Origin of the sequence: Stappia sp. MMSF_3263 (assembly GCF_030733745.1) — a bacterium.
Taxonomy (GTDB): Bacteria; Pseudomonadota; Alphaproteobacteria; order Rhizobiales; family Stappiaceae; genus Stappia.
Window position 1 is genome coordinate 189998 of the sequence record NZ_JASHIK010000003.1, and the last position, 21801, is coordinate 211798.

Annotated in this window: 19 protein-coding genes; 13 read left to right on the forward strand and 6 right to left on the reverse strand. The window is 65.3% G+C overall.

The features are described from left to right. Positions 1-150 precede the first annotated feature (150 nt). Together RBB46_RS05505 and RBB46_RS05510 are read right to left on the reverse strand one after the other, a co-directional pair. On the reverse strand, positions 151-924 hold the full coding sequence (locus RBB46_RS05505; RefSeq protein WP_306027894.1) for a response regulator transcription factor: 774 nt from the start codon (positions 922-924) through the stop codon (positions 151-153). Continuing rightward, on the reverse strand, positions 924-2861 hold the full coding sequence (locus tag RBB46_RS05510; RefSeq protein ID WP_306027895.1) for a PAS-domain containing protein: 1938 nt from the start codon (positions 2859-2861) through the stop codon (positions 924-926). Before RBB46_RS05510 ends, RBB46_RS05505 begins: the two co-directional genes overlap by 1 nt. 254 nt (positions 2862-3115) lie before the next feature. Here RBB46_RS05510 and RBB46_RS05515 point away from each other — a divergent pair, with 254 nt between their 5' ends. The 8 genes from RBB46_RS05515 to RBB46_RS05550 all read left to right on the forward strand — a co-directional run bounded on the left by RBB46_RS05515 (position 3116) and on the right by RBB46_RS05550 (position 12153). After that, a complete protein-coding gene (locus RBB46_RS05515; protein WP_306027896.1) occupies positions 3116-5104 on the forward strand; it encodes an AMP-binding protein in 1989 nt (662 codons plus the stop codon). Further along, positions 5101-5928: an ABC transporter ATP-binding protein gene (locus RBB46_RS05520; RefSeq protein ID WP_306027897.1), complete on the forward strand. Its 828-nt coding sequence runs from the start codon at positions 5101-5103 to the stop codon at positions 5926-5928. The genes RBB46_RS05515 and RBB46_RS05520 overlap by 4 nt, the downstream gene beginning before the upstream one ends. Before the next feature lie 10 nt (positions 5929-5938). After that, positions 5939-6835: a branched-chain amino acid ABC transporter permease gene (locus tag RBB46_RS05525; RefSeq protein WP_306027898.1), complete on the forward strand. Its 897-nt coding sequence runs from the start codon at positions 5939-5941 to the stop codon at positions 6833-6835. Positions 6836-6868: 33 nt separating this feature from the next. Next, on the forward strand, positions 6869-7945 hold the full coding sequence (locus RBB46_RS05530) for a branched-chain amino acid ABC transporter permease (protein WP_306027899.1): 1077 nt from the start codon (positions 6869-6871) through the stop codon (positions 7943-7945). Between the two features lie 73 nt (positions 7946-8018). Next, the gene (locus RBB46_RS05535; RefSeq protein WP_306027900.1) at positions 8019-9338 is read left to right on the forward strand and encodes an ABC transporter substrate-binding protein; all 1320 of its coding nucleotides are present in this window, start codon (positions 8019-8021) and stop codon (positions 9336-9338) included. 37 nt (positions 9339-9375) lie between these two features. Next, positions 9376-10194: an ABC transporter ATP-binding protein gene (locus tag RBB46_RS05540; RefSeq protein WP_306027901.1), complete on the forward strand. Its 819-nt coding sequence runs from the start codon at positions 9376-9378 to the stop codon at positions 10192-10194. Between the two features lie 117 nt (positions 10195-10311). After that, complete coding sequence (locus RBB46_RS05545; protein ID WP_306027902.1) at positions 10312-11553, forward strand: phenylacetate--CoA ligase family protein; 1242 nt, start codon at positions 10312-10314, stop codon at positions 11551-11553. Between the two features lie 147 nt (positions 11554-11700). Next, entirely contained in the window at positions 11701-12153 is a 453-nt protein-coding gene (locus RBB46_RS05550) for a response regulator (protein ID WP_306027903.1), read from the forward strand. Positions 12154-12201: 48 nt separating this feature from the next. Here RBB46_RS05550 and RBB46_RS05555 read toward each other — a convergent pair whose 3' ends face one another. After that, the gene (locus RBB46_RS05555) at positions 12202-12660 is read right to left on the reverse strand and encodes a response regulator (protein WP_306027904.1); all 459 of its coding nucleotides are present in this window, start codon (positions 12658-12660) and stop codon (positions 12202-12204) included. 360 nt (positions 12661-13020) lie between these two features. Between RBB46_RS05555 and hemH the strand changes: the two genes are divergently transcribed. The 3 genes from hemH to RBB46_RS05570 all read left to right on the forward strand — a co-directional run bounded on the left by hemH (position 13021) and on the right by RBB46_RS05570 (position 15713). Next, a complete protein-coding gene (hemH, locus tag RBB46_RS05560) occupies positions 13021-14052 on the forward strand; it encodes a ferrochelatase (RefSeq protein WP_306027974.1) in 1032 nt (343 codons plus the stop codon). 192 nt (positions 14053-14244) lie between these two features. Then, on the forward strand, positions 14245-15252 hold the full coding sequence (locus RBB46_RS05565; RefSeq protein WP_306027905.1) for an SPFH domain-containing protein: 1008 nt from the start codon (positions 14245-14247) through the stop codon (positions 15250-15252). Next, positions 15249-15713, forward strand: a complete 465-nt coding sequence (locus RBB46_RS05570; protein WP_306027906.1) for an NfeD family protein — start codon at positions 15249-15251, stop codon at positions 15711-15713. Before RBB46_RS05565 ends, RBB46_RS05570 begins: the two co-directional genes overlap by 4 nt. A 103-nt stretch (positions 15714-15816) precedes the next feature. Here the strand turns inward: RBB46_RS05570 and RBB46_RS05575 are convergent, their stop codons facing one another. The 3 genes from RBB46_RS05575 to RBB46_RS05585 form a co-directional block, all read right to left on the reverse strand. Beyond that, positions 15817-16668, reverse strand: a complete 852-nt coding sequence (locus tag RBB46_RS05575) for a flagellar motor protein MotB (protein ID WP_306027907.1) — start codon at positions 16666-16668, stop codon at positions 15817-15819. Positions 16669-16689: 21 nt separating this feature from the next. Further along, positions 16690-17457 carry a motility protein A gene (locus RBB46_RS05580; protein ID WP_306027908.1) on the reverse strand — a complete coding sequence of 256 codons (768 nt, stop codon included), beginning with the start codon at positions 17455-17457 and terminating at the stop codon, positions 16690-16692. 175 nt (positions 17458-17632) lie between these two features. Beyond that, entirely contained in the window at positions 17633-18664 is a 1032-nt protein-coding gene (locus RBB46_RS05585; protein WP_306027909.1) for an SIS domain-containing protein, read from the reverse strand. Between the two features lie 227 nt (positions 18665-18891). Between RBB46_RS05585 and RBB46_RS05590 the strand changes: the two genes are divergently transcribed. Next, entirely contained in the window at positions 18892-20346 is a 1455-nt protein-coding gene (locus RBB46_RS05590; RefSeq protein WP_306027910.1) for an outer membrane beta-barrel protein, read from the forward strand. 145 nt (positions 20347-20491) lie between these two features. Further along, positions 20492-21736 (forward strand): lytic murein transglycosylase, encoded by a 1245-nt coding sequence (locus RBB46_RS05595; RefSeq protein ID WP_306027911.1) that lies wholly within the window; start codon positions 20492-20494, stop codon positions 21734-21736. The last annotated feature ends 65 nt before the right edge of the window (positions 21737-21801 follow it).

Here is a 21801-nt window from a genome sequence, read left to right on the forward strand (position 1 = left end):
ATTTGAAGATTTTCGTTTTCGCGCTCGGATTGACGGCGTTTGGCGTTGTATCGGCCAGCGCGCATGGCGGAGGATGCCGCAAGGACAGCCCGCGTGGACAATGCTGTCACGCAGGTTCAAAGCCGTATCACTGTCATTGAACCTTCCGGCTCAGGTTCCGCCGGTTCCCCAGTCCACCTGCGCGGTCAGCATGTAGCCTGAACCGTAGACGGTGCGAATGAGCGTTGGCGCGTCGGGCCGTGTCAGCTTCTTGCGGATGCGCGAGATGCGCACGTCTATGGCCCGGTCGAGCGTGTCGTCGCGCCCGCCATGTTCGAGCAGGTAGTCGCGGCTGAGCACCCGCTTGGGCGCGCGCAGCAAGGCGGTCAGGAGTGTCGCCTCGCCGGTCGACAGGAAGGTCTCCTCCCCGTCGGGTGCGACCAGCCGATGGCTTTCCGGCTCGAACCGCCAGTTCTCGAACCGCGCGACCTCGCGCGCCACCGCATCGGCGGCGGTCGCGGCCGGAGCCATTGCCGGCGCCGCGCGGCGCAGCAGCGAGCGTACGCGGGCAACGATCTCGCGCGGATCGAAGGGTTTCACAACATAGTCGTCAGCGCCGAATTCGAGCCCCATGATCCGGTCGGACGCATGGGCCCGGGCGGAAAGGACGAGGATCGGCACGGCCCCCTTCGCGCGGATCCGGTTGATCACTTCCATGCCGTCCATGTCGGGCAGGCCGAGATCGAGAATGATCGCGGCCGGCATCTCGATCCCGATTCCCACAAGTGCCGCATCCGCGGTCGCGAAGACGCGGGTGCGGAACCGGTAGCCGGCCAGCGTGTCGGCAAGCAGGGAGCTGATGTCGGGTTCGTCCTCGACGATGAACACCAGCGTGCCGGCGTCGCCGGACGGATCGCGGTCGCGGATCGGATCGGGACGGGTCATCAGGCGAGAATCTCGTTCATGGTCCTGGCGAGCAAGCGGGTGGAGAAGGGTTTGGGCAGTATGGGGCAGTCGGGGGTGCCGCCGTCCGACGATGGTCCCTGACGGTAACCCGTCATCAGTGCGACCGGAAGACCCGGCCGGGTCTTTCTCATCTCGTGCAGCAGGGCGAGGCCGTTCATCTGGCCCGGCATGACGATGTCGCTCAGAACCGCGCGGATGTCCGTGACGTCGCGCACCAGGTCGAGCGCGTCGCTGGCATCGCCCGTGACCAGCACCGAGTAGCCGAGCGCGCAGAGCTGGTCGCGCACCACATTGGCAACGTCTCCGTCATCGTCGACAAGCAGGACCAGTTCACCGGCACCGGCGGGAACCGGCTCGGTGTCCGCCGCGGCATCGGTGGCGTCGTCGTCGGGCGTCAGGGGCAGCAGCAGGTGAATGTCCGTGCCGTGGCCGACACGGCTCTCGATGGCGATGCCGCCGCCGCTGCGGCGGGCAAAGCCGTAGACCGTCGGCAGCCCGAGGCCGCTTCCCGTGCCGAAAGGTTTTGTCGAAAAGAAGGGATCGAAGGCCTGGCGGCGCACCTCCTCGCTCATGCCAAGTCCCGTGTCGCTGACGGTGAGGCGGGCATAGGAGCCGCCAAAGACGCCGAAGCGGTCGGCTTCCGCATCGTTCAGGGTGACATCCTCAAGCACCAGGGAGATGCGCCCGCCGTCCGGCATCGCATCCCGGGCGTTGAGGACGAGATTGACCAGCGCGTTCTCCAGTTCCGCCGGATCGACCCGGGAGACAGCCGCCGTTGCCTCGAGATGCAAGGAGAAGTCGATCGACTTCGGCAGGCTGCCGGCAAGCAGTCCCTCGATATTGCCCACCAGCGTCGCGAGACGAACCGGTTGCAGGTTCGGTGCGTCGCCCCGGGCGAAGGCAAGCAGGCGGCGGGTCAGCTCGGCGCCGCGCTGGGCGGCATGCAGGATCGGATCGAGATGGGCGGAAAGGTCGGGCATCGCCGGCCCGTCGATCTTGCGCCGCAATGCCAGCACGTTGCCGATGACGATCGTCAGCAGGTTGTTGAAGTCGTGAGCCAGACCGCCGGTGAGCTGGCCGACGGCCTCCATTCGCTGTGCCTGGGCCAGCGCCGTTTCGCTGCGTTTTTGTTCGGTCGCGTCGAGGGAAAGCACGAAACATCCGAGCACGCGGCCGTCCAGTGTCCGGTCGGGGATCAGCGTCGAGCGCATATGCGCGATGCGGCCGCCCGGCCGGGTCCGGGAATACTCGTAGGAGACAGCGTGGCCCTCGAAGGCTTTTTCGATATGCGGGGCCAGCTCGGTATAGAGTTCCGGCCCGGCGATCTCGGATACCTTGCGCCCGACGATCGATTCCACCGTCTGGTCGAACCATTTCGCGTAGCGGCGGTTGGCGAAGCGATAGACGGGGCCGGGGCCGAAATAGGCGACGAGCGCCGGCACGTTGTCGGTGACGAGGCGCAGCCAGTCCTCGCTCTGGCGCAGCTGCCGCGTGCGTTCGGCGACGGTGCGCTCCAGGGATGCCTGCTGCTCGCGCTCGCGGGTGATGTCGGTATAGGTGGTGACGAACCCGCCCTCCGGCAGGGGCGCGCCGGTGACGAGCACCACCTGGCCGTCCGGGCGCACCCGCTCGAAGGAGTGCGGCTCGAACAGGCGCGCGCGCTCGACCCGGCGGGCGACGAGCTCGGTCACGTCGCCAGGGCCGTACTCGCCGCGTTTGGCATTGACCTCCAGAAAGGCGGAGAGGGGAGTGCCTCGGCGGGCCAGGTGCGTCGGGATGTCCAGCAGCTCGAAAAGCTGACGGTTCCATGCCAACAGATGCAGGTCGGCATCGAAGACCGAGAAGCCCTGGTTGATGTGGTCGAGCGCCGCCTGGAGCAGGTCGAGGCGGTCACGGTAGAGGTCGCGGCTTGCCATGGCGGGAGTTTATGCACGCCCGTCACGCTGTCGATTGCAAAAACGTCGGGGGCGGCGCTGAAACAATTCGTTGCAATTGGCACATACTGGCGCAACGCTGCTCGCTTAGCGTTGCCGTCGAGCGCTACTCTGCGTCAATCGCCCGTCAGTCTCCAAGAAGAGAGAAGGGCTTGATGGACCAGGACTGTGATAGTCTGGTGGCGTTACAACGAACGATCCCGAACAATCGGGGCGTCCAAAGGGGAAGAAACGCAATGGCAGGGTCGCCCGTCGTCGAGCGCCTCGACGAGGACACCTTTCCGAAAATCCTGCTGCGCAATGCCCGTGTCTTTGCGGACCGGCCGTCGATGCGCGAGAAGGATCTCGGAATCTGGCAGGCATGGACATGGTCGCAGGTGCTGGAGGAAATCCGCACTTTCGCCATCGGTCTTCAGGACATCGGCTTCACGCAAGGCGACAAGATCGCCATTGTCGGGGCTAACCGGCCGCGGCTGTACTGGTCGATGGTCGCGGTGCAGTCGCTCGGCGGCGTGCCGGTGCCGCTCTACTCGGACTCCGTCGCGGAGGAAATGGCCTTCGTGCTGGAGCATGCGGAGGTCCGCTTCGCCTGCGTCGAGGACCAGGAACAGGTCGACAAGCTCCTGTCCATGTCGGAAAGCCTGCCGCATCTGGAGCAGGTCATCTATGACGACCCGCGCGGCCTGGTCGACTACGATCACAGCCGGCTTCATTCCTTCGAGGGACTGCAGGTCGCCGGCCGCAAGGCGCTTGAGGGCGATCCGGCCCGCGCCGAAGCCTGGCTCGAAGGCATTGCCGCCGCCAAGGGCGCCGACATTGCCGTCATGCTCTACACCTCCGGCACGACCGGACGTCCCAAGGGCGTGATGCTGTCCTTCGACAATCTCGTCATTTCGGCGCGCAACGGCAACAAGTTCGACAACCTGAACGAGACCGAGGAAACCCTTGCCTATCTGCCGATGGCATGGATCGGCGACCACGTGTTCTCGCTCGCCCAGGCCTATTGCGCCGGCTATTGCGTCAACTGCCCGGAGAATCTCGAAACCGTCCTGTCGGACCGGCGCGAGATCGCACCGACCTATTTCTTCGCGCCGCCGCGTGTGTTCGAGGGGCTCCTCACGCATATCATGGTGCGGATGGAGGACGCGGGCCGGATCAAGAAGAAGATGTTCGACTTTTTCATGGGGGTTGCCCGCCGGGTCGGCGAGCAGATCCTCAATGGCGAAGATGTCGGGTTCGGCGATCGGCTTCTCTATCGCCTCGGCGATCTGTTCGTCTACGGGCCACTGAAGAACCAGATGGGCTTCACGCGCCTCAAGGTCGGCTATACGGCCGGCGAGGCGATCGGCCCGGAAATCTTCCGTTTCTACCGTTCGCTGGGGCTCAACCTGAAACAGCTCTACGGCCAGACGGAAGCCAGCGTCTACATCACGATGCAGCCCGATGGCGAGATCTACGGCGACACGGTCGGCATGCCGGCTCCCGATGTCGAACTCAGGATCGCGGAGAACGGCGAGGTTCACTATCGCTCGCCCGGTGTCTTCGTCGGCTATTACAAGAATGACGAGGCGACGCGCTCGACCAAGACCGAGGACGGCTGGGTGCTGACCGGCGATGCCGGCTTCATCGCCGACAACGGCCACCTCAAGATCATCGACCGGGCCAAGGATGTCGGGAAGCTCTCGGACGGCTCGCTCTTCGCGCCGAAATACATCGAGAACAAGCTGAAATTCTTCCCTAACGTGAAGGAAGTCGTGGCCTTTGGCGACGGTCGCGATTTCTGCGGCGTGTTCGTCAATATCGACCTGACGGCCGTCGGTTCCTGGGCCGAGCGCAACAATGTCAACTATGCGTCCTACCAGGAGCTTGCCGCCCATCCCCATGTCTACGAGATGATCCGCAGCCATGTTGACCAGGTGAACCGGGACCTGGCGTCCGAGCCGATGATGGCCGGCGGCCAGATCAAGCGGTTCCTCGTCCTGCACAAGGAGCTCGACGCCGATGACGGCGAGCTGACGCGGACGCAGAAGGTGCGTCGCTCCTTCATCGCGGAACGCTACCAGCCGCTGATCGAAGCGCTCTACGACGGCTCGACCAGCAAGCATGTGCGCACCGAGGTGACGTTCGAGGACGGGCGCAAGGGCGGGATCGAGGCGACTGTCGCGATCCATGACATGGAACTCTACCCGGCCCAGTCCGGCGGCATGAAGGAGGCGGCGGAATGAACGCCTTTGTCGATCCCGCCGGCATGGCAGGGCACTCCGGAATGACCAAGGGCGAGGTGCTGCTGCGTGTCGACAATGTCTCGCTGGCCTTCGGCGGCGTGAAGGCGATCACCAACATCTCCTTCGACATCGTCAAGGGCGAGGTGCGCGCCATCATCGGTCCGAACGGCGCCGGCAAGACGTCGATGCTCAACGTCATCAACGGCTTCTACCATCCTCAGGAAGGCACGATCACCTGGCGCGGCAAGGTCCGGCGCAAGATGAAGCCCTATGAGGCGGCCAGCAACGGCATCGCCCGCACCTTCCAGAACGTCGCCCTTTTCAAGGGCATGACGACGCTGGACAACATCATGACCGGCCGCGGCCTGAAGATGCACAAGAACTTCCTGTGGCAATGCCTCCACTGGGGGCCGGCGCTCAGGGAGGAAAACGAGCATCGCCGCAAGGTCGAGGAGATCATCGATTTCCTCGAGATCCAGGCGATCCGCAAGACGCCGGTCGGGCGTCTGCCCTATGGCCTGCAGAAGCGGGTCGAGCTTGCCCGCGCGCTGGCGATGGAGCCGGAGCTGCTTCTCCTGGACGAGCCGATGGCCGGCATGAACCTGGAGGAGAAGGAGGACATGAGCCGCTTCATCCTCGACGTGAACCAGCAATTCGGCACGACGATCGCCCTGATCGAGCACGACATGGGCGTGGTGATGGACCTGTCGGACCGGGTCGTGGTGCTCGACTACGGCCGCAAGATCGCCGACGGGCCTCCCGAGGAGGTGCAGTCGAACCAGGATGTGATCGACGCCTATCTCGGCGTTCCGCACGAAAACTGAGGGATCCGGGATGTCGTTTCTGGTTGAGACTATCCTGTCGGGCCTGATGGCCGGCGTCATGTACTCGCTTGTCGCGCTCGGCTTCGTGCTGATCTTCAAGGCGTCGGGCATCTTCAACTTCGCTCAAGGCGTGATGTGCCTGTTCGCGGCGCTCACCTTTGCCGGCATCATCGAGAAGACCTCGCTGCCCTGGCCGATTGCCTTCATGCTTACCGTCGGCGTCATGGTCGCCGTCGCCTGGGCGGTGGAGCGCTTCGTGCTCCGTCATCTGGTCAACCAGGAGCCGATCATCCTTTTCATGGCGACGATCGGCCTGGCTTATGTGCTGGAGGGCATCGGCGACATCGTCTGGGGATCGGACGTCAAGGTGCTCGACATCGGGCTGCCGTCGGGCGCCTCGGACTTCATGCTCGACCAGTTCAACATCTATATCGAGAAGCTCGAGGTCTTCGCGGCGCTGATCGCAGCGGTGCTGGTCGGCTTCCTGGCGATCTTCTTCCAGAAAACGCGGATCGGACGGGCCCTGCGCGCCGTGGCCGACGACCATCAGGCGGCGCTCTCCGTCGGCATCTCGCTACAGACCATCTGGGTCATCGTGTGGTCGGTCGCGGGCTTTGTGGCGCTTGTCGCCGGCACGCTCTGGGGCACGAAATCGGGCGTGCAGTTCTCGCTGTCGCTGATCGCGCTGAAGGCGTTGCCCGTTCTCATCCTGGGCGGATTCACCTCGATCCCCGGCGCCATTGTCGGCGGCCTGATCATCGGCGTCGGCGAGAAGCTGGCCGAGATCTATGTCGGCCCGATGGTCGGCGGCGCGATCGAGAACTGGTTCGCCTACATGCTCGCCCTTGCCTTCCTGCTGGTGCGTCCGCAGGGGCTGTTCGGCGAGCGCATCATCGAACGCGTCTGACGCAAGGCTCCGCTCAAGAAGGGTTCAGGACACATGCTCTATCGTGAAGCCGGTCAGTTCAAGACCACCTACCAGGCGGACCAGGGGATCTTCCCGATCGCCCAGGACCGCTACGTGGTGTGGGCGTTCCTCGCGGTTGCCTTCCTCGTCGTGCCGTTCTTCGTCAACGACTACTGGACCAATGCCGTGCTGCTGCCGCTGCTGATCTACGGCATGGCGGCGCTCGGCCTCAACATCCTGGTCGGCTATTGCGGGCAGATCTCGCTGGGCACGGGCGGCTTCATGGCGGTGGGCGCCTATGCATCCTACAAGCTGATGACGTCCTTCCCGGAGATGAGCATGATCGTCGTCGTGCTCCTGTCCGGCGGCATGACGGCCGCGGTCGGGGTGATGTTCGGCCTGCCGTCCCTGCGCATCAAGGGCTTCTACCTGGCGGTGGCGACGCTTGCCGCGCAGTTCTTCCTTGTGTGGCTCTTCAACAAGTTCGGCTGGTTCTACAATTACTCGGCCACCGGCCAGATCTCGGCGCCGGAGCGCGAGCTGTTCGGTGTCGTGCTCACCGGCGCATCGGCGCAGACCTGGGTCAAGTATCTCTTCTGCCTGACTTTCCTGACCGTCTTCGCCCTGATCGCCAAGAACCTGGTGCGCGGCCGGCTCGGCCGCAACTGGATGGCGATCCGCGACATGGACATCGCCGCCGAGCTGATCGGCGTCCGTCCGCTGATGACCAAGCTTTCCGCCTTCGCCGTGTCGTCCTTCTATATCGGCATGGCTGGATCGCTCCTGTTCACCATCTATCTCGGCGCGGTCGAGGTCGGCGAGGTGTTCGGCATCAACGTCTCGTTCCTGGTGCTGTTCATGGTGATCATCGGCGGGCTCGGGTCGATCGTCGGTTCGTTCATGGGAGCAGCCTTCCTGGTGCTGCTGCCGATCTTCCTCAAGAATTTCATGGTCGACGGGCTGGGCCTTATGCCCGTCATGGCCAAGCATGTGGAAATCCTGTTGATGGGCCTTCTCATCATCTTCTTCCTGATCGTGGAGCCGCACGGCCTTGCCCGGCTCTGGCAGATCGCCAAGGAGAAGCTGAGGATGTGGCCCTTCCCGTACTGAGGCGGCGCGAGACAAGACAACCAACGTCCGCCCAGCTGACTGCCCAATGTCCTGTTCCAAGGGAGGAAACGACATGAAACTGAAGCATCTCACGGCTGGCCTGGCCGCGCTCGCGATCGCCTCGCCGATCGCGGTCACGACGGCCCAGGCCTACGAGCTGACCATTCCGTCGCTCGTCTACCGCACCGGGCCCTACGCGCCGGGCGGCATTCCCTTCGCCAACGGCTATGCCGACTACTTCAAGCTCCTGCAGGAGCGTGACGGCGGCATCAACGGCGCCAGCATCAACTTCATCGAGTGCGAGACGGCCTACAACACCCAGCAGGGCGTCGAGTGCTACGAGAACACCAAGGGACAGGGCGAGAGCAAGGCGCTGGTCTACCAGCCGCTGTCGACGGGCATCACCTACCAGATCATCCCGAAGGCGGCGGTCGACGAGATTCCGATCTTCACGATGGGCTACGGCCGCACCTCGGCCGCCAACGGCAAGGTCTTCCCGTGGATCTTCAACTTCCCGGGCACCTACTGGGATGCAGCCTCCGGCATGGTCAACTACGCGGCCGCGATCGAGGGCAGCGCGGCGGACCTGAAGGACAAGACGATCGCGCTCGTCTATCACAACTCCGCCTATGGCAAGGAGCCGATCCGCACGCTCGAGGAGCTGTCCAAGAAGCACGGCTTCAAGCTGGAACTGCTGCCGGTCGACCATCCGGGCCAGGAGCAGAAGGCGACATGGCTGCAGATCCGTCGCATGAACCCGGACTGGGTCTTCATGTGGGGCTGGGGCGTGATGAACCAGGTTGCCGTCAAGGAAGCCTCCTCGGTGCGCTATCCGATGGACCGCTTCATCGGCAACTGGTGGGCCGGTTCCGAGCATGACGTGCTGCCCGCCGGCGAAGGCGCCAACGGCTACCTGTCCGCGACCTTCCATGCGCCGGGTGCGGAATTCCCGCTGCACCAGGAAATCCTCGAGAAGGTCTATGACGCTGGCAAGGGCGCAGGCGACCGCGAGCGCGTCGGTGAAGTCCTCTACAATCGTGGCCTGATCGCCGCCGTGTGGACCGTCGAGGCGATCCGCAAGGGGATGGAGATCAAGGGCTCGAACGAGATCGTCGGCAAGGACGTGCGCGAAGGTCTCGAGGCTCTCGACGTCACTGAGGAGCGGCTTGCCGAGCTCGGCCTGCCCAACTTCACCTATCCGGTGAAGATGTCCTGCGCCGTTCACTCCGATCCCGGCACGGTTCTCATCCAGCAGTGGGATGCGGCCGGCGGCGACTGGAAGGTGATCGCGTCCGGCATCGAGCCCGACCGCGATATCATCGCCCCGCTGATCGAGGCGGATTCCGCAGCCTATGCCGCGGAGAACAACATCACCCCCCGGGATTGCAACTGATCCTGATCGGTTGTCCTCCCAAGGAGTGGAGACAGGCATGAGCGAGACGTCCGCTTCGACGATCCTTTCGGTGAACAACATCGAGGTGATCTACAACCACGTCATCCTGGTGTTGAAGGGTGTTTCGCTCACCGTTCCCGAGGGGGGCATCGTTGCCCTCCTCGGCGCCAACGGCGCCGGCAAGACGACAACGCTGAAGGCGGTGTCGAACCTGCTCGGAGCCGAGCGCGGCGACGTCACGAAGGGCAGCATCGTCTTCAAGGGCGAAGAGGTCCAGTCGCTGTCGCCGAACGACCTGGTCAAGCGCGGCTGCATCCAGGTCATGGAGGGCCGGCATTGCTTCGGCCATCTGAGCATCGAGGAAAACCTTCTGACCGGCGCCTTTACACGCCGGGACGGGGCTGCCGCGATCAGGGAAGACCTGGAGAAGGTCTATGCCTATTTTCCCCGGCTGCGCGAGCGCCGGTCAAGCCAGGCGGGCTACACGTCGGGCGGCGAGCAGCAGATGTGCGCCATCGGCCGCGCCTTGATGAGCAAGCCGAACATGATCCTGCTCGACGAGCCGTCGATGGGGCTTGCACCGCAGCTGGTCGAAGAGATTTTCGAGATCGTCAAGGAGCTCAACCAGAAAGAGGGCGTTTCCTTCCTTCTGGCTGAACAGAATACCAATGTCGCGCTGCGCTATGCGACCTACGGCTACATCCTGGAATCGGGCCGTATCGTGCTCGACGGCGATGCCAAGGCGCTGCGCGAGAACGAGGACGTCAAGGAATTCTATCTTGGCGTCGGTGGCGAGGGCCGCAAGTCCTTCCGAAACGTGAAGCATTACAAGCGGCGCAAGCGCTGGCTGGCCTGACGCCTCCGCCTCCGCGCCGCCCAGGAACAGACTGAACGCCAGACGGGAAGGGCTCGCCGCAAGGGCGGGCAACACCCCCGCTTTCCCGCAAGCGATGCAACGCACGAGGACCGTGTCATGAGCGCAGAGCATTTTGACACTCTTGAGATCCGGGACCCGGACGAGCGCGACGCCGATCTCTTCGCACGGTTGCCTGGCCAGATCGCTCATGCGATGGCCAACGCGCCGGGCTGGGCCGCACATCTTTCCGGCGTGGACGCAGCCGCGGTCACCGATCGCGCGGCGCTGGCCCGGTTGCCGGTGTTGCGCAAACCGGAGCTGATGGCCGCGCAAGCCGGGAACCCGCCATTTGGCGGCTTTGCGGCCGCCCCGGTCTCCGCCATGGGGCGCATCTTCATGTCGCCCGGGCCGATCTGGGAGCCGCAGGGCGAGGGCGCCGATCCCTGGAACGCGGCGCGGGCCTTCTTCGCGGCCGGTTTCCGCCCTGGAGACATCGTCCACAATGCGCTCTCCTATCACCTGACGCCCGGCGGCTTCGTTCTCGATCACGGCGCGCGGGCGCTCGGCTGTGCCGTTTTCCCCGCCGGGGTCGGCAACACCGAGATGCAGGTCGATGCGGTCGCGATGCTGAGGCCGGACGGCTATGCCGGCACGCCCGATTATCTGAAGGTGATCCTCGACAAGGCGGCCGAGCTCGGCCGCGATGCCTCTTCCATCCGCAAGGCGATCGTTTCCGGCGGCGCGCTGTTCCCGAGCCTGCGGGCCGAGTATGCGGCGCGCGGCGTCGACGTGTTCCAGGCCTATGCGACGGCCGACCTTGGCGTGATCGCCTATGAATCGGTGATCGACCAGGGGATGATCGTGAACGAGAACATGATCGTCGAGATCGTGCGCCCGGGTTCGGACACGCCGGTGCCCGACGGCGAGGTCGGTGAACTCGTCGTGACCAGCTTCAACAGCGCCTATCCCCTGATCCGTTTCGGAACGGGAGACCTTTCGGCGGTGCTGGCTGGTCGCTCGGCCTGCGGGCGGACCAACATGCGCCTGAAGGGCTGGATGGGGCGCGCCGACCAGCGCACCAAGGTCAAGGGCATGTTCGTCGATCCCAAGCAGGTGGCGCAGGTTCTCGGCCGTCACCCCGAGATCGCGCGGGCGCGTCTCATCGTCGAGCGCAAGGCCGAGCAGGACGTGATGCGCCTGGCCTATGAGGTCGAGGCCCCCGCCGATGGCCTGGACACTGCCATTGCCGCGTCGCTTCGCGAGATCACCAAACTGGCCGGGTCCGTGGAGCGGGTCGCCCCGGGCGTGCTTCCCAACGACGGCAAGGTCATATCCGACGAGCGCAAATACGACGCTTGAGACGGCTGGCGGAACAGGCCGAACGGACGGCGAGGACGGCCCTGTCGGTTTTCCGCCCTTGCGCTGCCATTCGCCTCTATCCTATGCAGGAACGCGACATGTGGTTGCGCGGCCCTTGCCGCCAGCCCCGGACCGGCGGGTGATGTGATGCAGGATGACAGGGCTAGTGACCAGGATGGCGCCGCCGTCCTTCTGGTGGAGGACGACCCTGATGACGTACGGATCATCACCCAGTCGCTGGGCGCCTCGGCGATACCGGTCCGTCTGACGACGGCGGCCGATGGCGCGCAGGCGCTGTCGATCCTGAACGAGGCTGCCGACAGCGGCCTCCCGGCTCCCGACCTCATTCTCCTCGATCTCAATCTGCCGGTGATGAACGGGACCGAGTTCCTGGGCAAGTTGCGGGCGCATCCGACATTGAGCGCTGTGCCTGTCTGCGTGTTCACCACCGCCGACGATCCGGTCACGATTCGCCGCGCCTATGCGGCGGGCGCCAACGCGGTGGTGACGAAGGCGGACAGCCTGGCCGGAATGAGCCAGGTGCTGCATACGATCATCGAATTCTGGTTCAGGGTCGCCGAGCGCTACCGCGCCGAGTGAGCACTGCGGAGCCTGTCGCCCGCTCCGGCTGCGCTGCGCGCGCCGGGGTCAAAGATAGACGATTTCGAAGGGGTCTTCCTCGACGGCAGGCGGCATCGGTTCCGGTGGAGCGCCGCGCGGCTGTTCCGCGACGCCGGTTGCCGCATCGACATGCGACTTGAGGACGCTGACCGAAAACGGTTTGACGACGACCGAACGGGCACCGAGCTCGGCAGCCTTTTCCAGCAGCGACAGGTCGACATGGGCGCTGATGACGATGACCGGGGTCATGGCGGTCTGTGCGTTCGAGCTGGCGCGCAGGTTGGCCAGGAAGGCCGCGCCGTCCTGTGTCGGCATGCGCCAGTCGACAAGGATGACGTCGAAACGGTGGGTACGCAGGAGTTTTTCGGCAACGGCGCCGTTCTGCGCCTCGCTGATGCTGGCAAAGCCCAGATCCTTGAGCATTCCCCGGATCAGGCGCCGGGTGAATGCGCTGTCGTCAATGAGCAGGACCTTCTGCGATCTCACGGTAGACTTCTTCCCCTGCCATTCCCGGCGCCGGGGTCCGGAAGACCTGCGCCGTACGGGAAAACCTCGTAATTTCATCAATGTCGCTGATACCGCTGAAGGCCCGGTTAACGCTGGCCCCTGTCAGCCGGCATGTCCTGTAATGCAGCCGGTGCGTCAGGCTGTCGCGGATGGTGCAAATCCTGCTCCGCCGTTTTCGCGTAACAGGCGTAAGCTATGGACCATGCTGGCGGCGTGCCTTATGTGCGGCTGCAGCAGAACGATCTTTCGACCGGGAGCCAAATGGACAGCATGACCGTCAACAAGAACACGGCCGATATCGACCACACGGCCGGCGCCGCCGCGGAACGAGCGCGGGACATGCGCGGCCTGCGACTGCCGGCGGACCATCCACAGGTCAAGTCCGGCAAGGTCGGCGTCCTGCTGGTCAATCTGGGGACGCCGGACGGCACCGACTACACGTCCATGCGCCGTTATCTCAAGGAATTCCTGACGGACAAGCGCGTCATCGAGTGGCCGAAGGCGCTCTGGTACCCGATCCTCTTCGGCATAGTCCTGAACACGCGCCCGCAGAAGTCGGGCAAGGCGTACGAGGAAATCTGGAACAAGGAGCTCGACGAATCCCCGCTGCGGACCATCACCCGCTCGCAGTCGGACAAGCTCTCCGAGGCGCTTGCCGACGCGGGAGAGCGCGTCATCGTCGACTGGGCGATGCGCTACGGCAATCCTTCGATCGCCTCCCGCCTCGAGCACCTGCGCGCGCAAGGCTGCGACCGCCTGCTCGTGTTCCCGCTCTATCCCCAGTATTCGGCCTCGACGACGGCGACAGTGAACGATGTGGTGTTCAAGGAGCTCCTCAAGCTGCGCTGGCAGCCGGCGCTGCGCACCGTGCCCCCCTATCACGACGACCCGGTCTATATCGACGCGCTCGCGACATCGATCGAGACGGCGCTCGCCGGGCTCGATTTCGAGCCGGAGACGGTGCTTGCCTCCTATCACGGCATTCCGCAGTCCTATTTCCGCAAGGGCGATCCCTATCACTGCCACTGCCACAAGACGACGCGGCTGTTGCGAGAGCGGCTTGGCTGGCCGGAAGATCGGCTGCGGATCACCTTCCAGTCGCGCTTTGGGCCGGAAGAATGGCTGCAGCCCTATACGGACAAGACGGTCGAGGCGCTGGCTGTTTCCGGCATGAAGCGCATCGCCGTGATCAATCCCGGTTTCGTGGCCGACTGCCTCGAGACGCTTGAGGAAATCGCCGGCGAGGCGGGAGAGATTTTCCATGAAAACGGTGGCGAGCAATTCGCCCACATACCCTGCCTGAACGACAGCGGGCCGGGCATGGAGGTGATCGACGCGATCGTGCGCCGCGAACTCTCCGGCTGGATCTGACCACGTCCAAGGCGGGCGTGCCCGTCCGGGCTTCCCCGACGTCTCGTCCATTGATGCGTCTTGTGCTTGCGCATCGCGCGCGAGCGCGTACATGTTGCAGCGGGATCCGGTCTGCCGGGCGTCTTTACGCGCCCGAAGGCCTCAATCGCGCGTGGCGTGGTGCCGGCGCGGCGCAGGAAAAGGATGACGTCGATGCTCGAAGGTGTGGATCTGTTCGGGTTTGATATTCTTGTACTTGTCCTGCTTGTGCTGCTCGTTCTTGTCGTCATTGCCGGCATCAAGACGGTGCCGCAGGGCTTCAATTACACCGTCGAGCGCTTCGGCCGGTACCGCAAGACGCTGACGCCGGGCCTCAACATCATCGTGCCGTTCGTCGACCGCGTCGGTCACCAGATCAACATGATGGAGCAGGTGCTCGACGTTCCCACGCAGGAAGTCATCACCCGCGACAATGCTACGGTGAGCGCCGACGGCGTCACCTTCTACCAGGTGCTCGACGCGGCACGCGCCGCCTATGAGGTCTCGGGGCTTGAGAACGCCATCCTCAACCTGACCATGACCAACATCCGTTCGGTCATGGGTTCGATGGATCTCGACGAGTTGCTGTCCAACCGCGACGAGATCAACGCCCGGCTGCTGCGGGTGGTGGACGCGGCCGCCTCGCCCTGGGGCATCAAGATGACCCGCATCGAGATAAAGGACATCAATCCGCCGCGCGATCTTGTCGAGGCAATGGGCCGGCAGATGAAGGCGGAGCGCGAGAAGCGCGCGTCGATCCTTGAGGCGGAAGGCAAGCGCCAGTCGGAGATCCTGCAGGCGGAAGGCGAGAAACAGTCGCTGATCCTGGAGGCCGAGGGCCGGCGCGAGGCGGCCTTTCGCGATGCCGAGGCGCGTGAGCGCGCTGCCGAAGCCGAAGCCAAGGCGACCCTCATGGTCAGCGAGGCGATTGCCGCCGGCGACATGCAGGCGATCAACTATTTTGTCGCCAACAAATATGTGGAGGCGCTCGGCCAGTTCGCCCGTTCGCCCAATCAGAAGCTCCTGATCCTGCCGACGGAAACGACGGCGGTCCTGGGTTCTCTCACCGGCATTGCCGAGATCGCCAAGGAAGCGTTCGGTCCCGACAACCGGGCCCGCGCCCGTGCGGCGGCCGTTCCCAATACCGGCAGCGGCGATCGTGGCGGCGAGGACCGTGCATGAGCATCGTCGAACGGCTGGTGCTCGAGCTGGGCCCCTGGATCTGGTGGATCGTCGGCCTGTTGCTGCTCGGTCTGGAGGTGCTGGCTCCGGGCACCTTCTTCCTCTGGTTCGGCCTTGCCGCGATCATCGTGGGCACGCTCGCGATCGTTGTCGATATTCCCTGGCAACTGGCGCTGGTTCTTTTCGGCGTTCTGTCCGTGGCCAGCATGATCGCCGGCCGCATGGTGATGAGCCGCAAGGGCAACGAGGGGGGCGATCCCAACCTCAACCGCCGGGCCGATCGCCTGATCGGCCGCGAGTTCACCCTGGCCGCGCCGATCAGCAATGGTGAGGGAACCGTCAGGATCGACGACACGGTGTGGCGGGTGAGCGGACCGGACTGTCCGGCGGGATCGCGGATCGCGATCGCGGGGGTCGATGGCGCCACTCTGGTTGCCGCGCCGGTGCCGCCGCGGACCTGAGACGCCCAAGGCGCAAGGGCGGGCGCGGCAGGCCGTCCGGCTTGCCGGGCACGAGGTCAGGCTCCCGGGTTGCTTGTGCCCTTGCCCGGGAACGTCCCCTGCCTCAGGGATTGTGCCCGAGCGGGATCGGCGGCGCCTCGCGCATCAGGAGGATGCCGATCCGGCGGTTGGCCGCCAGATAGGGATCGTTGGGAAACAGCGGCTCGGTATCCGCCTTGCCGACCACACCGTAGAAGCGGTCCTGCGGGATGCCGTATTCGGACAGGATCTGGCGCGCGGCATTGGCCCGGTCGGCGGACAGTTCCCAGTTGGTGTAGCCCGGATTGATCGTCATGCCGCCCGAGGTGGTGTGGCCGGTGACCTGGATCCGGTTCGGCATGCGGGCAATGACCGGTGCCATCTTGGCGAGCAGCCGGCGGGTGATCTCGTACGGATATTTGGAGCCTTCGGGAAACATCGAGCGTCCGTCCTGGTCGACCAGGGTGACGTTGAGGCCCTCTTCCGTCTCTTCCAGGATGATGTTCGAGGAAATCTCCGTGATGTCGGGCATTTCCTGCCAGGCCTGGCGTAGCGAGGCGGCCGCCGTGGCGAACTGGCGGGGATGCTCGATGTCCGCTTCACGCACGTCATGGGTATTGGCTTCCGCGCCCTGCTTGCGCCGTTTCTCGTGGCGCTCGGCGGCGAAATCCGAATCCAGCTCCTCGGGAACCTGGGTGATGTCCTTCATGTAGTCGCGGATCGGGATGCCCTCGACCTCGATGATGCCGGTCCGGCGGGCTGTTTCCTTGACGCCGAAGGCCTCGCGCATCGAGCCCGCGACCACCTGCAGCTTCTGCTTGTCCTGAATGGAGAAGGAGATGATCAGCACGAAGAAGCAGACGAGCAGCGACATCAGGTCGGCGAATGTCACCAGCCATTCCGGGGCGCCGCCGCCTGCCTGTTTGCGTTTTGCCATGTTGACGTCTCCGTTTCCGCCTCAGGCGGCTTCCGCGAACTCGGCGCGCGCCTTTTCCGGCAGGTAGGCGATCAGCATGTCGCGGATCAGCGCCGGGCTCTTGTTCTCGCGGATTTGCAGGACACCGTCGATCACGAGGGTCTGGTTGACCTCCTCGACCTCGAACTTGGAATCGAGCTTGTCGACCAGCGGCAGGCAGACCACGTTGGCGATCAGTGCGCCGTAGAGCGTGGTCAGCAGGGCGATGGCCATCGAGGGACCGATGGTCGAGGGGTCGTCCATGGTGGCAAGCATCTGCACGAGGCCGACCAGCGTGCCGATCATGCCGAAGGCGGGAGCGGAATCGCCGAGTGCCTTGAACACCTTGCGGCCTTCCTGGAGGCGGTCGAGATAGAGGTCGCGGTCGCGCTCCATCGTCTCCTTGATGAAGTCGGCCTCGTAACCGTCGGCGATGTACTGCACGCCCTTGGCCAGCGTCGGATCGCTGACCTCGATGTTTTCGAGGCCGAGCGGGCCGGACTTGCGCACCGTGTCGGCGAGGCGGCCGATTTCCTCGATGAGATCGCGGGGGCTTGCCTTCTTGTGGGTGAAGGCGACCTTGCCGCCGACGACGAAGGCGCTGCCGATGCCGGCCAGCGGGAAGCGGACGAGCGTTGCCGCGAAGCCGCCGCCGATGACGATCAGGATCGAGGGAACATCGATAAACTGGGTGAGGCTGCCGCCAAGAAGAATGGCGACGAAAACCACCGCGAATGCCGCGCAAATGCCAATGATCGAGCCGAGATCCATGACGCTGATACTCTCCGGAATCGTTCGGCCCGTTTGCGGACCTGGAGAGATCATAGGCGCGGCGTGGCTAATCAATCCCTAAGCGCGGCCAAAGAACGGCCGTGGGCAGCCGGAAAATACGTTAGGGTTAACAAATGCCTAATCACCGGAGCGTGCGTCCGACGGCAAGGCGGGGTCAGGCGACGCCGTGGCGGAGCAGATCGTGCAGGTGGATGATGCCGACCGGCCGCCCGTCGTCGACCACGAAGACGGCGGTGATCGACGAGCGGTTGATGAACTCCATGGCGGAGGCGACCAGCATGTCGCCCGGGATCGTCTTGGGGGCGTGGGTCATCACCTGCTGAGCGGTCTTGTCGAGGAAGTCGTGGCTCAGGTGGCGGCGCAGGTCGCCGTCGGTGATGATGCCGGCCAGCGCACCGGCCTCGTCGACGATGCCGAGCACGCCGAAGCCCTTCTGGGTGATCAGGACGATGGCGTCGCGCATCGCCGTCGCGGCGCCCGCCAGCGGCAGCTTGTCGCCCGAATGCATGATGTCGCGGGCATGCAGGAGGCTGGAGCCCAGGCGCCCGCCCGGATGGTAGGTCTTGAAATCGAGGGCGGTGAAGCCGCGCGCCTCGAGAAGGGCGATGGCCAGCGCGTCGCCGGTCGCCATCTGCAGGATCGTCGAGGTGGTCGGGGCAAGGCCGTGCGGGCAGGCTTCCTCGACCTTGGGCAGCGCCAGCACAATGTCCGCCGCCGTGCCGAGCGCGCTTTCTGCGCGAGAAGTCACGGCCACGAGCGGCACCTTGAAGCGCCGCGTATAGGCAATGGTCGGGCCCAGTTCCTGCGTCTCACCCGACCAGGACAGGGCCAGCACGACGTCATTGTCGGTGATCATGCCGAGGTCGCCATGGCTTGCCTCCGTCGCATGAACGAAGGAAGCCGGGGTTCCGGTGGAGGCGAAGGTCGCGGCGATCTTGGCTCCGACATGGCCGCTCTTGCCGACGCCGGTCACGATCACCCGGCCGCGCGCGGCGACGATCGTCTCGACGGCGCGGGCGAAAGGGGCGGAAAGCCCGTTCTCCAACGCCTCGCGCAGCGCCTCGAGCCCGGCCACCTCCGTGACGATCGTGCGCACGGCCGAGCGGCCGGCCGAACGGAGGTCCGCTTCACTGGCGGTTTTGGTTCCGGTGACGGGCGCTGGCTGAGGGGCGGCGGTGACGGTCATTGCGGTGTCCATGTTGGAATGAGCCCTCATAGCCCTCCCGGCCGGATGCGGCAAGTGCGGGAGCCTTGAAGGGGTAGACGCCGGTTGTGGCGCAACTCTCCGTTAACCTTAACAGACCATTATCATGGCCAAAGTGGGCCGCATGCGCCCGCATTCCAATCGGGTCGACGATGAAGCGGTACCTTTCCCCAGTTCTTGCTGCGCTCGCGCTGCTTGCAGCGCCGGCCATGCCGTACGCGCCCGCGATGGCGCAGGACAGCAGCCTGCGCGGCGGCTTCGGCGGCTTTGGCGATGAGGGGGGATTGCAGGATCCGACCGATGCCGAGCAGGGCGCCGATGCCCAGTCGGGCCAGGCCGGTTCGGCTGGCAATGCGGCCACCGGGACGCGGGGCACGATTTCGGAGATAGGGCCGAATGCGGGCGAGGAGGCCGAGGCGCTCGCCGATGTCGGGCGGGTGCGCCCGGTGCAGCCATTTGCCGAGCGCCTGCGCGCGGTGCAGCGGCGGACGGCGAATGTGGGCGGGGGCACGCTGGCGGAAACGGTGTATGACGGGGAGACGACCCGGGATGCACCCCGCGGTATCCGCGTCGGGTCCTTCCTGTTGTATCCTGAGCTCTTCACGGGGCTTGGCTGGACCGACAACCGCGCGGGCGATGCGACCGGCACCGGCGGGGCGACCTACCGGGTTGCGCCGTCCTTGCGGATCCAGTCCGAGTGGAACCGTCACCGTCTCGGCGTCAATTTTCGTGGCAGCTATATCGGCTATCCGGGCGGCGGCAATCTCGAGGCGGATCCGAGCGTGACGTCGGACGCGTTGCTGACGCTTGAACTGGGAGACCGAAGCGAGGTCGATGTCGACGCCCGCTACGGGCTTGCCCTGCAGGATCGCGGTACGGCGGAATCGACCGGCGGCGACCAGGATATCCACGAGGTCGGGGCCGGTCTGGCGCTGCGCCACGATCTTGGCCTTGTCGGCGCGGAGTTGCGCGGCAGGGTCGATTCAACGCTCTACAGCGGCGCTGGCGGCGCGGTCGCCAGCCGCGAGCGGGACAACGCGCTTGCCACCGTCACCCTGCGGGTGGAAGGCAATACGGGGGCTTTCGCCACGCCCTTCGCGGAGGCCAGTGTGCTTGGTCGGCGCTACTTCGAAAAGTGTCCGGATCTCACCCTTTGCGCGGATCGCGATTCGCGAGGTTACGGGCTGCGCGCCGGCGTCGCCTTTGACAATGGCGGCAAGATCAGCGGCGACATCGCCATCGGCTGGCGCAGCGAGACGCTGGACGACAAACGCCTGGCGAAGCTGGAAGGGCTGACGATCGACGGGTCGCTGGTCTGGTCGCCGACCAGGCTGACGACGGTGACAGCGCTGGCGAGCACCGATTTCTCGCCCTCGACGATTGCCGGCACGCCCGGCTCCGTTATCTATTCCGGCGATATCCGCCTCGCGCACGGGTTCTCCGATGCATTGAGCGGCGAAGTGGGCGTGGGGTATTCCTGGCGGGACTACACCGGCGTCGTGCTGACCGAGCAGGAAACGCGCGCCACCACCGCGCTGACCTGGGCGCTGACATCGAACGTCGCCTTGCAGGGGCGCTACACATATCGCCGCTTCACGTCGAGCACGGCGGGGTCGGGGTACGATTCGAACACGATCGAGGCGGGTCTGCGCTTCCGCCATTGACCCGTCCGTCCGGCGCCGTGCATTCGGCAAGAGTGCGCAAGCGCCGGCAGGAACACAGTATCCGGGGCGCCTGGGGGGGCGAATGCGGACGGTTCTGCGCGCAATGCGCCAGCGCCACCGCGCCATGGGACGATCAGGAGTGTTGATGTCTTTCTTGCGAACAACCCGGGCCGCGATCCGCCACGCCACCGGAGGCGGCCGGTTGCCGGCCGTGCTGGCGCTCGGGCTGATGGCCCTTGGCGGCGGAGGAACGCCTGCGCTTTCCGATGTCGCCTTCGACCGATGGGTGGACCGGTTCTGGCCGGTGGCGCGGGAAGCGGGCGTTTCCAGGAACACCTACCAGCGGGCGTTCCAGGGAGTGACGCCCGATCCCGACACGATCCGGCTGATGAACAAGCAGTCGGAATTCGTCAAGCCGATCTGGGACTATCTCGACAGCGCGGTTTCCGACAGCAGGGTGGAGAAAGGGCGCGAGATGCTCACCACCTATGCCCGCGAGCTGGCGGCGATCGAGGCCCGCTACGGGGTCGACCGGGAGGCGGTGGTCGCGATCTGGGGCATGGAGACCAATTACGGCTCCTTCATGGGCGAGCACTATGTGGTGCGTGCGCTGGCGACGCTCGCCTATGCCGCGCCGCGACGGCAGGACTTCTGGACGCGCGAGCTGGTCACCGCGCTCAAGATCATCGATGACGGGCATGTGGCGCCCGACCGCATGGAAGGCTCCTGGGCCGGAGCCATGGGACATACGCAGTTCATGCCGTCCAGCTGGAAGCAATATTCCTCCGACTATGACGGGGATGGCCGCCATGACATCTGGACCAGCATCCCGGACGCTTTGGCCTCGACCGCGAACTACCTGAAGCGGCACGGCTGGCAGGGCGGCAAGACCTGGGGCTACGAAGTCGTGCTGCCGCGCGGATTCGACTATTCCCACGTGGACAGCGAGAAGAACCTCGGCGACTGGGCCCGGCTCGGCATCCGCCGCACCGGTGGCCGCAACTTCCCGCGCCCTTCCGACGATGCCGAGCTGGTGCTGCCGGCCGGAGCCTCGGGTCCGGCCTTCCTGATGCTGCGCAATTTCTACGTGATCAAGCGTTACAACAACGCGACCGCCTATGCGCTGGGCGTCGGTCACCTTTCCGATCGCATCCGTGGCGGCGAGCCGTTTGTCCAGCCCTGGCAGCGGGACGCGCTTCCGCTCTCGCGGCCGCAGACGGAAGAGCTGCAGACCCTGCTGAACAGGCGTGGCTTCTCCGTCGGGTCGGCTGACGGGCGGGTTGGGCCGGCGACGCGGCGCGGCATCCGCTCCTACCAGAAATCGGCGGGCCTGATCCCCGACGGCTATGCCTCCGTCGCCTTGCTGGACCACATCCGCTCGGGGCGCTGAGCGGGTGCGGCCGGGCGGGGTCGCGATGCTCTGGGCGCTTGGAGCGGGGCGGCGCTTCCGCTAGG

Excerpts from the sequence above, each read along its gene's own strand:
- RBB46_RS05505 (WP_306027894.1), bottom strand. The coding sequence starts at position 924 with ATGACCCGTCCCGATCCGATCCGCGACCGCGATCCGTCCGGCGACGCC.
- RBB46_RS05510 (WP_306027895.1), bottom strand. The coding sequence starts at position 2,861 with ATGGCAAGCCGCGACCTCTACCGTGACCGCCTCGACCTGCTCCAGGCG.
- RBB46_RS05515 (WP_306027896.1), top strand. The coding sequence starts at position 3,116 with ATGGCAGGGTCGCCCGTCGTCGAGCGCCTCGACGAGGACACCTTTCCG.
- RBB46_RS05520 (WP_306027897.1), top strand. The coding sequence starts at position 5,101 with ATGAACGCCTTTGTCGATCCCGCCGGCATGGCAGGGCACTCCGGAATG.
- RBB46_RS05525 (WP_306027898.1), top strand. The coding sequence starts at position 5,939 with ATGTCGTTTCTGGTTGAGACTATCCTGTCGGGCCTGATGGCCGGCGTC.
- RBB46_RS05530 (WP_306027899.1), top strand. The coding sequence starts at position 6,869 with ATGCTCTATCGTGAAGCCGGTCAGTTCAAGACCACCTACCAGGCGGAC.
- RBB46_RS05535 (WP_306027900.1), top strand. The coding sequence starts at position 8,019 with ATGAAACTGAAGCATCTCACGGCTGGCCTGGCCGCGCTCGCGATCGCC.
- RBB46_RS05540 (WP_306027901.1), top strand. The coding sequence starts at position 9,376 with ATGAGCGAGACGTCCGCTTCGACGATCCTTTCGGTGAACAACATCGAG.
- RBB46_RS05545 (WP_306027902.1), top strand. The coding sequence starts at position 10,312 with ATGAGCGCAGAGCATTTTGACACTCTTGAGATCCGGGACCCGGACGAG.
- RBB46_RS05550 (WP_306027903.1), top strand. The coding sequence starts at position 11,701 with ATGCAGGATGACAGGGCTAGTGACCAGGATGGCGCCGCCGTCCTTCTG.
- hemH (WP_306027974.1), top strand. The coding sequence starts at position 13,021 with ATGCGCGGCCTGCGACTGCCGGCGGACCATCCACAGGTCAAGTCCGGC.
- RBB46_RS05565 (WP_306027905.1), top strand. The coding sequence starts at position 14,245 with ATGCTCGAAGGTGTGGATCTGTTCGGGTTTGATATTCTTGTACTTGTC.
- RBB46_RS05570 (WP_306027906.1), top strand. The coding sequence starts at position 15,249 with ATGAGCATCGTCGAACGGCTGGTGCTCGAGCTGGGCCCCTGGATCTGG.
- RBB46_RS05575 (WP_306027907.1), bottom strand. The coding sequence starts at position 16,668 with ATGGCAAAACGCAAACAGGCAGGCGGCGGCGCCCCGGAATGGCTGGTG.
- RBB46_RS05580 (WP_306027908.1), bottom strand. The coding sequence starts at position 17,457 with ATGGATCTCGGCTCGATCATTGGCATTTGCGCGGCATTCGCGGTGGTT.
- RBB46_RS05585 (WP_306027909.1), bottom strand. The coding sequence starts at position 18,664 with ATGACCGTCACCGCCGCCCCTCAGCCAGCGCCCGTCACCGGAACCAAA.
- RBB46_RS05590 (WP_306027910.1), top strand. The coding sequence starts at position 18,892 with ATGCCGTACGCGCCCGCGATGGCGCAGGACAGCAGCCTGCGCGGCGGC.
- RBB46_RS05595 (WP_306027911.1), top strand. The coding sequence starts at position 20,492 with ATGTCTTTCTTGCGAACAACCCGGGCCGCGATCCGCCACGCCACCGGA.